This is a genomic window from Nonomuraea basaltis, from assembly GCF_005893125.1.
GTDB lineage: Bacteria > Actinomycetota > Actinomycetes > Streptosporangiales > Streptosporangiaceae > Nonomuraea > Nonomuraea basaltis.
Genome location: NZ_VCJS01000310.1, coordinates 1 through 11801 on the forward strand (window position 1 = coordinate 1; position 11801 = coordinate 11801).

Consider the following 11801-nt stretch of genomic DNA (forward strand, 5'->3'; position numbering starts at 1 on the left):
GTTCGTTCAGATGGGGCAGCAGCACATCGAACTTCACCGAGAGTTGCTCGCGGACCTCGCTCGGAATGGCCATATCCTCCCAACGAGCCGAAGATCACAAAGCAACGCCTTATTTCCTTACGGCCTCACAAGATCGCCAACACGCTCGGGGCGCTGCCGAAGTCCGCCCACCCGGGCGCCAAGAAGCACCTGGCCGAGATCTGGAACGCCGAGGACAAGGATCACGCCCTGGCCGCGGTCAAGGACTTCCAGGCCGCCTACGGCGCCAAGTATCCCAAGGCCGTCGCCAAGGTCATCGACGATCTCGACGAACTGCTGGCCTTCTACGACTATCCGGCCGAGCACTGGGTGCATCTGCGCACGACCAACCCGATCGAGTCCACCTTCGCCACCGTTCGCCACCGGACCAAGGTCACCAAGGGGCCGGGCTCGCGCGCGGCCGGCCTGGCGATGGCCTTCAAGCTGATCGAGTCGGCGCAGAAGCGCTGGCGCGCGGTCAACGCACCCCACCTGGTCGCCTTGGTCCGCGCCGAGGCGAAGTTCCGCAAGGGCAAGCTCGTCGAACGCCCCGAAGAGGTCACCTCGGCGAGAGCCGCCTAAACGACCTTGGGTGACGGGTTCCGCACCCGGTCAGAGTGCCTCATCGGTCATAGCTGCGGGTGTCGCCCTTTCCGATCTTCTTCCAGATGGCCCGCATGCCCAACGCGAGGATGAGCAGGGCGATGACCACGATGACCCCCTTGATCAGGAAGTCGAATAGCAGGTGGTCAAGGAGCTCGGACCCTTCATTTCCGGCCGACAGCACGTGGAGCAGGCCGACGGTCATCGGCCACCGTTCCCGCGCCGATCCTCGGCGAGGTAACGGGCGGCGGCCCTGGCCGCATTACCGGCCAGGCTCCCGCGGGGTGCGCCGGGCCGGGAGTGTGAGGTATCGCGGTCCAGGCGCTGGACGATGGCGCGGGCTACAGGCTCGGCATATCGGCGGGCTTGGTCGATCCTGCCCCGACGCTTAAGCGCCACGGCAACGGCGAACACGATCAGGGCGAGCACCACGAGGGCGCCCACGATCACGCCGAACCTGATGAGCAGCAGGTTAAGCATCGTTTCCACGGGGTTCTCCTCCACATTCTTTGTATCACTGCTGTGATAAAAAGAAGATATCACGGCAGTGATACAAAGGGACCATGCCCAAGCAGGTAGATCCGGTCGCCCGGCGCAGTGATGTTGTCAACGCGCTGTTCAGAGTCGCCTTCCGCGACGGTCTGCAGCGGGCGTCGCTGCGAGCCATCGCAGACGAAGCCGGCCTCAACATCGGTTCCCTACGGCACTACTTCGCCAACCAACAGGAGCTCATGCGGTTCGCGATGCAGGCGATGCTGGACCGGGTCAGTGATCGGCTGCTCCGCCGTATCGACGACCTGGGAGATGTGAACACCCTTACCCAGGCACAACGACAGCGCCTGCCCGGGGACCTGCTCGCTGAGCTGCTCCCCCTCGATGAAACCCGTCGCGCCGAGGTCGCGGTCTTCCTCGACTTCGTCACGGCGGCCAGAACCCATCCCGCCATCGACGACGAGCTCGCCCACAAGTCCGCTGCCGGCACCAGGGCCCTTGTCAGGCGGATTCTCATCCGCCTGAAGGACGGGGGAACACTTCGGCCTGACCTGCACATCGACACCGAGACCGAACGCTTGAGCTCATTGCTGGACGGACTCAGCCTCAACACGGTGCTGCACCCGGACATCCTCAGCCCACAGACCTGCGTCAAGGTCCTTCAGGCTCACCTCGACGAACTGATCAGCTAATCAAACCGCCCAGGCTTGCTGCCGTACGACGAACGGACACCCACCCCACACGTCGACCTCCGCGCCTGCACCCCAGCGGCAAAGTACATCGAACGAGAGACCCGAGATACGGGATCACACTGACAGCCTCCCAAGATCGCGATCCACAGGTCTTGACAATTCCTCGAGGTGCTGGACGACGGGGGTATAGCAGTCACGACCTTCAAGGTCGCCGATCCCGCGGATGGGCAAGAGTACTCCATTGGTGCTGGCAGGCTCATCGAAGGCAGCGCCATGGAGGCATGGCAGATGATCAAATCGTTCGTGATCGTGCGGACGTGAGGAAGCAGAGGAAGCAGAGGAAGAACCACAACACCGTCAGCGGGATACCCTAGCCGCCGATGCCGCCCCTGAACCTTCCTGCATCGTGGGACCGCTAGATGATTGATTCCAGGCGATCGCCTGTGGAAAGAGGGCGAGGGTGTCGAAGATCTTCTCGTGACAGACGATCTCAACACCCTCGCGACGGCACTCTACTTCTTCACCGACGAGACACTGAAGACCTATCTGCGGCTGGCTCCTGATCGGCCGCCTGGTGGGTTCGATCTCACGTTGAGTGACGCCGAGGTCGTCACGCTGGCAGTGATGTCTGCCCTGCTGAGCGAGCCGTCGGAGCGGCGCTGGGTGCGCCGGGTGCGGGTGGAGTTTCGCGGCCTGTTCCCCGGCATGCCCGGCCAGTCCGGCTATAACAAGCGGTTACGCAAGGCCGCTCCGCTGCTCATGACGATGATCCGGTTCATGGCGGCGCAGACGGCGTTGTGGTGGGATGACCTGTGGGTGGTCGATTCCACCCCGGTGCCGTGTGGCGCTTCCCGGGAGACAGTGCTGCGCAGCGACCTGGCCGGGTGGGCCGAGTACGGCTACTGCGCGTCACACTCGCGGTTCTTCTGGGGCCTGCGGCTGCACCTGGTCTGCACCCTGTCCGGGCTACCGATCATGTTCGCGCTGAGCGGCGCCAAGGCCGATGAGCGTGACGTGCCGGCAGGGATGCTGGAGGTGGACGCTGCGGTGGTGGCCGCCCGGCCCGGGCAGAAGATCATGGGAGACAAGAACTACTTCGGCCGGGAGTTCGAGGCCGACCTCACCGGCCGTGACCTCGTTCTGCTCCGCCCTGCCCGTAAGGGCGAGGCTCCTCGGGCAGGTCGGCGGTTCCTCAAGCCGTGGCGGCAGTGCATCGAGTCGATCAATCAGACCCTCAAGGGGCAGCTTGATCTGGAGCGACATGCCGGAAGGACCGTGGCGGGCGTTACTGCCCGCGTCGCGGCCCGACTGTTGGCCCTCACCGCCGTGATCTGGCACAACGAGCAGACTGGCCAACCGATCAAGCGATCGCTGGTCGCCTACGATCACTAACGGTCACCACACCCCCAGGAATCAATCATCTAGGCACGATCTCGCAGCGTGCCAGCAGGCCGGTCGCGACCCGGAAGCGGGCGGCCATGTTCACTGCTTGCCGGTCGGCAGGAGGGTCACGACCGCCTGCACGTCGAGATTGCGCAGCTGGCTTTCGATCCCTCAGGGTGCTTGCAGTCGCGGACGCGCGACCGCACCGTGCCCACCGGGATGCCCAGGGCGACGACCGCTTCCTCGTAGGTCAACTCCGGCCAGACGTAGGGGCGAGGACTTCGCGCCTTGTGGCGGCACCGGCCCGGGAACAAGGACGGCGTATTCGCCGAGTGGGAGACCCTCGCGCTCCGCAAGCCTTGCCACCGTCGAGCGCCACCGCGTCCCAATAGCGGGGATCGAGCGATGACCTCGTCCAGCCCACATTCTCCCCAACATCGCCGGTATGGCAGGCGGTGGCGTCCTCAATGATCGCCGAGCGAGACACTGACGCGATGCTCGGCGCCGAGGAGGCCTTCTACATCACCACCCGCACGGCTTCAACCTCGCCACCGGCGGGCAAAGTAGTTGGCCCCTCCTTCCACCACCGCGGCGGCCCGCACGTCCTCGAGGTCGACTGCGCCAACCACGGCCGGATGCTGCCGGGGCCGCTCGGCAAGACCGCCGAGATTCCCCGGTCAGGAGACAAATGAAAATCCGGTCTGGGCCGAATCCTGGCTAGGCTTCTTCGCCGCGATGGCCGAGACCGAACGCGAGAACGTCCACGAAGCCGCCCTGGAGGGCCTTGATGCTGCTGCCCGCAAGGGCAAGCACGCCGCCCGCCCGCCTGCCATCACCGACGAGATGCTGCACACCGTGCTCCGCCGCCGCGCCGTCGGCGAATCCGTTGAAGCCATCCGCTCCGGCCTGATCATCGGAACCGGCCAATGCAAAGGGTGAAACCCCAGCGTGGCCAGCGTTTACCGAGCGCTCGCCGAATATGAGCAAAGGCAGGTGGTGGCCGCGATCAGTTTGGCTGGGGTGTTGGAGGCCAGGCCAAAGCTTTCGGCGATCGCACGCACCTCGAGTGTGCGGAGCACGCGCCGGTTTCCGGCGGGTCAAGGTGAGCTTCCCCGAGCCGAACCACGGGATTCGACTGGAGTTGGACCATCTCGGTCTCATTCACTGTATTTAGGTCTTGACCTTAATTAGAGCTGACATGCAAACTGACGATCATGCCCAGCCCGCCGCGCGGGCCAGACCTAACCCGAGGAGTAGAACTTGTCGCGTTCGATGACCCGCTGGACGACTGCCGGGCTGGCGGTTGTCGCCGCCACCGGCCTGCTCGCCACGACGGCGCAGTCCGCCCATGCCGACCGGCGATGCGGTGCAAGCAGCAAGATCACCATCAACGACGGCGGGGGTGGCGAGGCGCCGTCGAAGGTGTGGGGTCACGAGCACACCACCGGTGAGCACTACATCCACCACATCACCCGCAGCATTGAGAACAACACCAAGACCTATTACTGGTACGCCGACAACGACAGCAAGCTGCAGATGAACGGTGACAAGAAGGACACGCCCTACGGCCACATCACCTGCCCCGCCACGTCCAAGCCGTGAGGGGGTCCTCCGCGCCCGCCGGCTCATGCGGCGGGCGCGGGGGCGCCTGGCGCCCCCGCGCCCTTGCCCTGCTGGCCGTCGGTATCTCATTGGCCGCGCTCTCCGCCGGCTGTGGGCCGGACGTGAAGGGAACTGGTCCTGCGGCGGGCACAACGAGCTCGCTCGCTGGCCGGGTGTTCGCCCTGGCCGCACTGCCGAACGGATCATGCCTGGCCACCGACCAGATCCCACGCGGGGACGGTACGGTCCAGACCGTCGACTGCAAAGGCCCGCACAAGATCCGGACCTATGCGGCCACCGATCTGCCGCGGCAGATGCGCGGTGGCGCTTTCCCCGGCCACAAGCCCGTTTATGACTTCGCGTTGAGCTTCTGCGACAAGGAGTTTCTGAAGATCTACAAAGGCACGGCAGGAAAGGACGGGCGTCCGATTGAGTTCCTCATCGCACCGCTGGAGAAGGAGCAGTGGCGCCCAGAGGAGAAACGCGTGATCTGCGCCACCATCACCGATCCGAACGCCTGAGTGCCGGGGCTGGGGTGCCGGGGCCAACGGCCCAGACGCGCTGAAGCATGTCCTCGATGCTGGAGGAGATGGCGGTGTGCTCGTTGTAGGCGCAGCTCGTGCCGCTACCCCAGGTGTACTTCGTGAACGACACATTCTCGCCGAGGTTGTCCTTGGAGACGTACTGCGCCGCCTTCATGAACCGGTTGCTCTCGGCGCCGCAGAGGTCGGTGCCCTGGTTCCAGGCCATCTCGCAGATCGCGCCCATCTGGCCCATCGCCCATGACGGTGTGGCCCTGGTCGCGACCGGCCTCCTGCCATTGGGCGAGACCCTGGTCGCCGTAGACGTAGGGGACCGCGTGGCGGATGGAACCGTTGCAGGCTCCGTTGTAGAAGTAGTTCACGGCGCGGTCGAACATGGTGCCGTCGTCGCACAGGATCCCGATGGCCATGACGGACGCCATGTTGCACAAGTCCCAGTTCGCCCAGTAGTTGATGATGCAGCCGCCGTTGTGGCTGACACCGTCGTCGCCGCCGTACAGGAAGTCGTCGTTCATCGAGTAGAAGACGGTGCGCATCATGTTCCGGAAGCGCGCTAGATCGAAGCCCGGGTGGCCGCGCATCAGCTCACCGACGTTGGCGAACTGCCAGCCGTAGATGCCGGCGGCCAGGAACCGGTCGGCGTTGCCTCCAATGGTGGTAAGCGTGGCCGACCAGGCGTTGCAGATGTCGCGGGCGCAGTCGCCGTGCGCGGAGCTGCCCTGAATGTGCCAGCGCAGCGCATTCTGGTACGCCGCCGCGATGTCGTTGTAGAGAATGCTGTGGTTCTGCCCGGTGCCGCCCCGGATGATCGTCGCCTGCGGCCTGGGCTGCCACGACGACTGCGGTCCTCGATGACGCTGCCGTACTCGGAGACCAGGCTGGGCCACGGCGGCTTGTGGTAGAGCGACGCCCCGTCGCCGTTGTAGTCGGCCACATCGCCAAGCTCGTCGAAGCCGCCGTGCTGCGCGCCGCCCAGCGCGGCCGGCCGGGTGGGATCGAGGTCGTGGACGAGCTCGACCAGGCGCCGGGTCAGCTCCTTGGCCTGCGGGATCACCTCGTCGTCGCTGAGGAACACCTCGTGCCGGTACTCCACGCGACGATGCTGGGGTGGTTGCGGTTGACGCGGATCATCTCCGTCATCGCGCGAAGGCAGCTGTCCTCGAACTCAGTGCGGTTGGCCTCGTGCGGCGGGTAGGCACTGGCGGTCCAGAACCCTTCGGCGTTCTCCCCGCCAATACCCCAGAAGCACAGCTCCGACCAGAACAGCACGCCCTGGCGGTCGCACTCAGCGGCGAACTGCTCGTGGTGGGGGTAGTGCGAGCCGCGGATGAAATTCCCCCGAGGACGCCGACGACACCCACCCCCGGTCCAACTGACACAGGATGTCAGTGTTTGGGGCTAGCCTCTCGCCATGATCCTTGAAATTCGCACCTATCGCCTTAAGCCCGGCACTCGCGCCGAGTTCGTCCGGGTGATGCGCGAGGAATCCGTACCACTGGTGAAGAAATACGGCATTGATGTGATCGATTGCGGTGCGTCGCTGGTGGATGAGGACGGTCACGAGGAGGCATACCTGATCCGCACCTTCAGCTCGCTCGAGGCGCACCGAGAGCAGGAGGAAGCCTTCTACTCCAGCCGGGAGTGGCAGCAGGGGCCGCGCGAGGCCATCGTCTCGCGCATCGAGAGCTACCACACCATCGTGGTCGAGGCATCCCCGGAGGCCGTACAAGCCCTGCGGCGATGAGGCTCACTCGGCTTGGCCGAGGGCCTGGCTGCGGGCCCAGGGCTCTCCGTCGGCTCTGGGCCCACATTGCGGCGAGAGGCTGGCCCCTTTGCGCCGTTTGGGGCACGACGTAATGTCAGGGCATGGACGAGCGGCGTGCCAGGATCGCTGGCCAATACCTGCCGGTTCTCGGGGCGTCATTGGCGCTGAAGGACGGGTTCGACACACGCCGGAAGAGGCTATCGAGGCGTTGGCCGAGGTTGCACTGACGGTGGAGGAGTCCGTCGACCGGCTGACGCAGATGATCGAGGCCAGGGCAGCGGCGGATTGATGGGCCGGTACCTGGAGGGGGGCCCGACGGCCTGCGTGTCGAGCCGGTCCGGCTGAGCAAGAACAGTGCGGACTGGCTCTTCGCGAGGATGAAGGAACCGAACGCTCAACCGGGAGAGATTTGGTACAAGATCACACGCGATGGGCACGCCATCCCGCACATCACAAACAACCGCTCAAGCGGGGGGCCAATGAACATCAATCGCGCCGTCTGGACGGCGATCATCACGATCGCGGCCGCCGTCGTCGCGATCGCGCCGCCTACCTCCTGATCCTGCAAGGAGGCGCGAGCCCGACCGAGGCCATTCTCACCGGCGCCGGCGCCTTCGCCGGCACCGTGCTGGTTCTCCGGGCGATCGCCCACTTCCTCACGGGCGCTTCCTCCTAAAGGCTTCCCCGGGCGCGGGCGGCCTCGGCCAGGATCGGCTCCACCGTGCTCTGGTCGGCCAGGCAGAACTCGCCCGCGCTCAGCTCGGGCAGCGCCCTGGGGAAGTCCTCGTCCAGGAGCCACTGCCACTCGTCCGCGAGCGTGGCGCAGCGGGCCACGCCGCCCTCCTCCTCGAAGGGCCGGACCGCGTCCTTGACGGGCGGGCCCAGGCCGAGCGGACGGTAGATCTCCATGGTGCGCGGGTTGATCCCGCGGGCCCTGCCCAGGATGAACACGCCGGGGTGGCGGTCCACCAGTACGCACGGGACTTCCTGGTGCGCCAGGAACAGCGCGGACGCGAGACCGGCGTATCGTCCGCCGACGATCAGTATGGGGACCTCGTTTAGTTCATGGGGCACCCGCCGCCCTGCGCGCCGGGTCATCGACGGTGGGCACGGTGCCGTTCTTGTGGGACTGGCGGACGTCGTCGACGTACTCGTGGGACATCATCGCGGCGATGATCGCGACGCCGCCGCGGTGGACGCGGACCTCGCTCTTGGTGGCGGTGCCGGTCAGGCGGATGCGCCGGGCGGAGCCCTGCTCGGGCGCCTGGTGGTCCTTGACCTTGGCCCTTCCGGTCCAGCGCAGGTCCGACTGGTCCAGCGTGGCGTCTTCGGGGATGAGCAGCTTGATCACGCCGTGCTCGAGGTCGAGCTGGACCTCGAGCTCCGCGGGCAGATCGGGGGAGCGCAGGTCGATGGTGGTCTGACCGTGGCGGTTGCGGACCTCGAAGCGGTCGGCGGTGGTCCAGTTGCCCAGACGCTTGGTGACGGCGTGGTCGGTGTCGATTCGCTCTACTGTGTTCATGTCTTAATAGTTACATTGATACTAGTTGTTTGTCAACTAGTTCTTTTGGGGCTAGTATCGATGTATGGCACTCGATCGTGGCTCGCCGCTCGCCCTGACCGTCCTGGCCCTGCTCCAGTACCAGCCGCTGCATCCGTACGGCATCCAGCGACTGATCAAGCAGTGGGGCAAGGACCAGGTGGTCAACGTGGGGCAGCGGGCAGGTCTCTACCGCACCATCGACCGGCTGGGCGAGGCCGGGCTGATCAGGATCCGCGAGACCGGGCGTGACCAGCAGTACCCCGAGCGGACCACCTACGAGATCACCGACGACGGGCAGGCGACGCTGCGCAAGTGGCTGGACGAGATGCTCAGCACGCCGAAGCAGGAGTTCCCCCAGTTCCCCGCGGCGCTGTCGAGCGCCCTGCTGTTGCTTCCTGACGAGTTGAGCGACGCGCTCGGCCGCCGCGAGCGCGCTCTCACCGAGACGCTGGCGCGGCTCGAAGCGAGCCTGGCGGCCGACAGCGAGCTGCCGCGCATCACGATGCTGGAGACCGAATACCTGCACGAGATGACGGCGGCGGAGACGCGGTGGGTCCGCGCGCTGATCGACGATCTGAGAGCCGGGCGCCTCACGTGGTCGCGGGAGTCGCTGGAGGCCGTTGCGGTCGCGCGGGAGTGATCGAGGTGCGCAGCAGGGCCGCGATCACCGACGTGACCGGGGGTGTCGTCGGCGGAGGGCATGTCCTGCATGAGACGTGCGAGGAAGGGGTCGCCGGCGCTCTCAGCAGCCGCGTAGCGGGGCGTGTACTTGGTGATCCATGCCTGGTACTCGGGGCGCCGGTGGGCAGGACAGGGTGCCGGGGAAATTGTTTAGGGGATCACAAACGCATTCGGGATCGTTCACAGCGATCATGTTTGCGCCCCGGATGGCCGCGGGCAGCGTCACCAAGGGCCGTGTCGATAGAAGTTGGTCATCCCATAGGCCGGGGCAAAGATCGGCTCGTCTTCCGGTTCAACGCGGCACCACCGCCGGCTCCGCCGTCGCGGTGCCCGCGTCCTCGGCGGAACCTGTGGCCGGCGCGATCGACCACCTGGACGCCCTCACCCGGCGGTACACCCGCCATTCCTGTTTCTACGGCGGCATGTACCCACAGGAGCAGCGCGAGTGCGAAACCCGCGTGACCGTCCGGATCCGCGCGCGCCGGATCACCCTGGACGCGGTCCACCCGTGACCGTCCCCACCGGCTCGGGCCGCCGGTGCCTGCCCCGTCACAGGAGTTTCGCCAGGCGCGCCTTCTTGGTGTTCTCGCGGACGATCCAGGCCACGTCCGGGTCGTCGCCGGTGGCCAGGGAGCGGAAGGCGGGCAGGCCGGCCGCCGGATCGGCGGCCACCGCGACGCTCCAGCAGTACCCCAGGCCCTGCCGCAGGGTCCGCACGTCGGCGTTCCCGCGCTGATCCAGCGGCCGGGCGGCCAGCGCCTTCGTCGCCCTTGCGCACACCTCGATGGCACACGCCGCCGCGTCCGGACTCGCCAGCAGGCGGGGTTCGCACACGCCGGCCGCGGCCGCCCGCTGGACCAGCGGGTTCTCGTCGCCGGCCCAGCGGGTGACGACTTCAAGCAGGCGCGGCAGGTCGGCATCGCCGAGGCGTTGCAGCGCCATCGCCACGGCCTCGCGAACCCGCCAGCGCTGATCGGCGGCGTGGCCCCGCAGCCGCCGCTCCACCTCGGCCCCCGCGCCCTCGGCCAGCAACCGGCCAAGACCGACGACTCCGCAGAACACCAGGTATTCGTCGTCCGTCGCGATGAATTCGTCGAAGCGGCTCTGGTCGCCCGTATCGGCGACGGCTTGGGCGAGTTCGATGTTGCCGCGTGGCCCGGGCAGCCCGGAGTGCTCGCGCAGATAGGCCGGCCACCGGGTGGCGGCCAGTGCACGCAACTCAGCCCGGTATTGATCAATACGGTCCATGAGCACACCGCAATTCACGAGAGGGCGTACGCGTTTCACACCTTCTTGGGGACCTTGCCGGCCAGGGTGAACAGGAAGCACATCATCTTGTGCCCGGAATCGGCGGTCGGACCGAACATCAGCGGGCAGCCTCCGTCGAGCACGGTGATCCCGTGCTCGCGCCCGTACCGGGTGGCCGTCTGGGAGACGCTGCCGGTCCCGTTCAGGCGGTGCATCCACACCTGCTTGATGCCGAGATCGGCGCACTCCCGCATGGTTTCGTCGGCGGTCTCCGGTCTGGTGCAGATCACCACGGCCTCGACGCCGCCGGGGACCGACTTGAGGTCCGGATAGCACCGATCGCCTTCGACCTCCTCGGCGAAGGGATTGATCGCGAACACCTCGTAGCCACGCTGGCGCAATCGCTGGTACACCACGTTGCCGCCATGTCCCTGCGGCTTCCTGGACACTCCCGTCACCGCGATGCGCTTCTTGGCCAGGAACTCCGATGCCGCCTCTTTCATCGTGGGCACCGCTACCTCCTCCACGCCGGAAGAACCCTGTCCGTACGATCAGATCGGCCGGTACCGGAGCCCGGCTAGAGGCGAAGGTCCATCGTGGCCCGGACATCGGCCTCCTCCCCGATCGAGGCCGCCAGAGGAGTGGGCGGAGTTGCGCGGTATGGGGATGATCGCCCACCTCGTCGCTATGACCAGTGGAAGGGGCGATCTCCGCCCAGGTCGTTGAGGCCCGTGGAGCCAGCCGAGGAGCCGGCCCACGGCATCCCCGCTGCCGCGTTGCTCGTGCCCTACAAGACGCGCCAGCCTGACACGCCTCCCTGCCGACCAGCCCCGCCACATCGACCGCCTAGGCCATCAGCGTCCTGAACACGCTGAGCAGTCTCAGCCCAGCAGCACCTATGGCGTGAGCCTGATCTTCACCTGGTGATTGTGCTCGGCATGCCAGATGACCTCGCCCACCACTTCAGCACCCATGCCAGGCAGGTCAAAGCCCGCAGGCATCGCGGTGATTTCAGCAAGGCTGATGGGTGCGGCTGTGTGTCCTGAACGCGAAGGAGAGTTCGATGTAGGAGAGCGATCTGGAGCGATGCTGCTCGGATGATGATGGTCGTGGCCCTTCGAAGTCGCCCTGCGGAGGGAGGCTTCAAACCGCCTCATGCTGCGTTGGCTGAAGACCGTCGTGGTGAGCGATGAGGAAAAGGCGTCCGTGATGGCGTCAGGTGGGGACCGGGA

21 protein-coding genes are annotated in these 11801 nt (G+C 66.3%); 12 read left to right on the plus strand and 9 right to left on the minus strand.

The window, feature by feature from the left end; genetic code table 11:
• The coding region (locus EJK15_RS62500; protein WP_240777979.1) for a transposase at positions 1–600 on the plus strand (600 nt) is incomplete at its 5' end.
• A 40-nt stretch (positions 601–640) separates the two neighbouring features.
• On the opposite strand, the gene EJK15_RS62505 is transcribed toward EJK15_RS62500, so the two are convergent.
• Positions 641–826, minus strand: a complete 186-nt coding sequence (locus tag EJK15_RS62505) for a hypothetical protein (protein WP_138719787.1) — start codon at positions 824–826, stop codon at positions 641–643.
• Positions 823–1110: a hypothetical protein gene (locus EJK15_RS62510; protein ID WP_138719788.1), complete on the minus strand. Its 288-nt coding sequence runs from the start codon at positions 1108–1110 to the stop codon at positions 823–825. The genes EJK15_RS62505 and EJK15_RS62510 overlap by 4 nt, the downstream gene beginning before the upstream one ends.
• 74 nt (positions 1111–1184) lie before the next feature.
• On the opposite strand from EJK15_RS62510, the gene EJK15_RS62515 reads away from it, so the two are divergent.
• From EJK15_RS62515 to EJK15_RS72150, 7 genes are all read left to right on the plus strand, one after another.
• Positions 1185–1805: a TetR/AcrR family transcriptional regulator gene (locus EJK15_RS62515; protein ID WP_138719789.1), complete on the plus strand. Its 621-nt coding sequence runs from the start codon at positions 1185–1187 to the stop codon at positions 1803–1805.
• A 168-nt stretch (positions 1806–1973) separates the two neighbouring features.
• The gene (locus tag EJK15_RS72140) at positions 1974–2126 is read left to right on the plus strand and encodes a hypothetical protein (protein WP_171075291.1); all 153 of its coding nucleotides are present in this window, start codon (positions 1974–1976) and stop codon (positions 2124–2126) included.
• A 156-nt stretch (positions 2127–2282) separates the two neighbouring features.
• Entirely contained in the window at positions 2283–3197 is a 915-nt protein-coding gene (locus tag EJK15_RS62520) for an IS982 family transposase (RefSeq protein ID WP_138719790.1), read from the plus strand.
• 458 nt (positions 3198–3655) lie between these two features.
• Positions 3656–3880 carry a hypothetical protein gene (locus EJK15_RS72145; RefSeq protein ID WP_171075290.1) on the plus strand — a complete coding sequence of 75 codons (225 nt, stop codon included), beginning with the start codon at positions 3656–3658 and terminating at the stop codon, positions 3878–3880.
• A 43-nt stretch (positions 3881–3923) separates the two neighbouring features.
• Entirely contained in the window at positions 3924–4127 is a 204-nt protein-coding gene (locus EJK15_RS62525; RefSeq protein WP_206062031.1) for a hypothetical protein, read from the plus strand.
• Between the two features lie 321 nt (positions 4128–4448).
• Positions 4449–4790 (plus strand): hypothetical protein, encoded by a 342-nt coding sequence (locus EJK15_RS62530; protein WP_138719791.1) that lies wholly within the window; start codon positions 4449–4451, stop codon positions 4788–4790.
• A 122-nt stretch (positions 4791–4912) separates the two neighbouring features.
• On the plus strand, positions 4913–5311 hold the full coding sequence (locus EJK15_RS72150; RefSeq protein ID WP_276615577.1) for a septum formation family protein: 399 nt from the start codon (positions 4913–4915) through the stop codon (positions 5309–5311).
• 104 nt (positions 5312–5415) lie between these two features.
• Here EJK15_RS72150 and EJK15_RS62540 read toward each other — a convergent pair whose 3' ends face one another.
• Both EJK15_RS62540 and EJK15_RS78200 read right to left on the minus strand, forming a co-directional pair.
• Complete coding sequence (locus EJK15_RS62540) at positions 5416–6219, minus strand: alginate lyase family protein (protein WP_206062033.1); 804 nt, start codon at positions 6217–6219, stop codon at positions 5416–5418.
• A 163-nt stretch (positions 6220–6382) separates the two neighbouring features.
• Complete coding sequence (locus tag EJK15_RS78200) at positions 6383–6721, minus strand: glycoside hydrolase family 2 TIM barrel-domain containing protein (RefSeq protein WP_138719800.1); 339 nt, start codon at positions 6719–6721, stop codon at positions 6383–6385.
• Positions 6722–6743: 22 nt separating this feature from the next.
• Between EJK15_RS78200 and EJK15_RS62550 the strand changes: the two genes are divergently transcribed.
• Complete coding sequence (locus EJK15_RS62550; protein WP_138719793.1) at positions 6744–7076, plus strand: NIPSNAP family protein; 333 nt, start codon at positions 6744–6746, stop codon at positions 7074–7076.
• A 398-nt stretch (positions 7077–7474) separates the two neighbouring features.
• The gene (locus tag EJK15_RS62555; RefSeq protein ID WP_138719794.1) at positions 7475–7657 is read left to right on the plus strand and encodes a hypothetical protein; all 183 of its coding nucleotides are present in this window, start codon (positions 7475–7477) and stop codon (positions 7655–7657) included.
• A 112-nt stretch (positions 7658–7769) separates the two neighbouring features.
• On the opposite strand, the gene EJK15_RS62560 is transcribed toward EJK15_RS62555, so the two are convergent.
• Positions 7770–8171: an FAD-dependent monooxygenase gene (locus tag EJK15_RS62560; protein ID WP_240777981.1), complete on the minus strand. Its 402-nt coding sequence runs from the start codon at positions 8169–8171 to the stop codon at positions 7770–7772.
• Positions 8161–8619 (minus strand): hypothetical protein, encoded by a 459-nt coding sequence (locus EJK15_RS62565; protein WP_138719796.1) that lies wholly within the window; start codon positions 8617–8619, stop codon positions 8161–8163. Before EJK15_RS62565 ends, EJK15_RS62560 begins: the two co-directional genes overlap by 11 nt.
• 64 nt (positions 8620–8683) lie before the next feature.
• On the opposite strand from EJK15_RS62565, the gene EJK15_RS62570 reads away from it, so the two are divergent.
• Positions 8684–9280, plus strand: a complete 597-nt coding sequence (locus EJK15_RS62570; RefSeq protein ID WP_138719797.1) for a PadR family transcriptional regulator — start codon at positions 8684–8686, stop codon at positions 9278–9280.
• A gap of 367 nt (positions 9281–9647) precedes the next feature.
• On the plus strand, positions 9648–9833 hold the full coding sequence (locus EJK15_RS62575) for a hypothetical protein (protein ID WP_138719798.1): 186 nt from the start codon (positions 9648–9650) through the stop codon (positions 9831–9833).
• A gap of 37 nt (positions 9834–9870) precedes the next feature.
• Here EJK15_RS62575 and EJK15_RS62580 read toward each other — a convergent pair whose 3' ends face one another.
• From EJK15_RS62580 to EJK15_RS73790, 3 genes are all read right to left on the minus strand, one after another.
• A complete protein-coding gene (locus tag EJK15_RS62580; RefSeq protein ID WP_138719799.1) occupies positions 9871–10569 on the minus strand; it encodes a HEAT repeat domain-containing protein in 699 nt (232 codons plus the stop codon).
• A 35-nt stretch (positions 10570–10604) separates the two neighbouring features.
• Positions 10605–11072, minus strand: coding sequence for a CoA-binding protein (locus EJK15_RS62585; protein ID WP_138719801.1), 468 nt, complete (start codon positions 11070–11072; stop codon positions 10605–10607).
• Positions 11073–11465: 393 nt separating this feature from the next.
• Positions 11466–11801: hypothetical protein (locus EJK15_RS73790; RefSeq protein ID WP_206062036.1), on the minus strand; the 336-nt coding region annotated here is incomplete at its 5' end.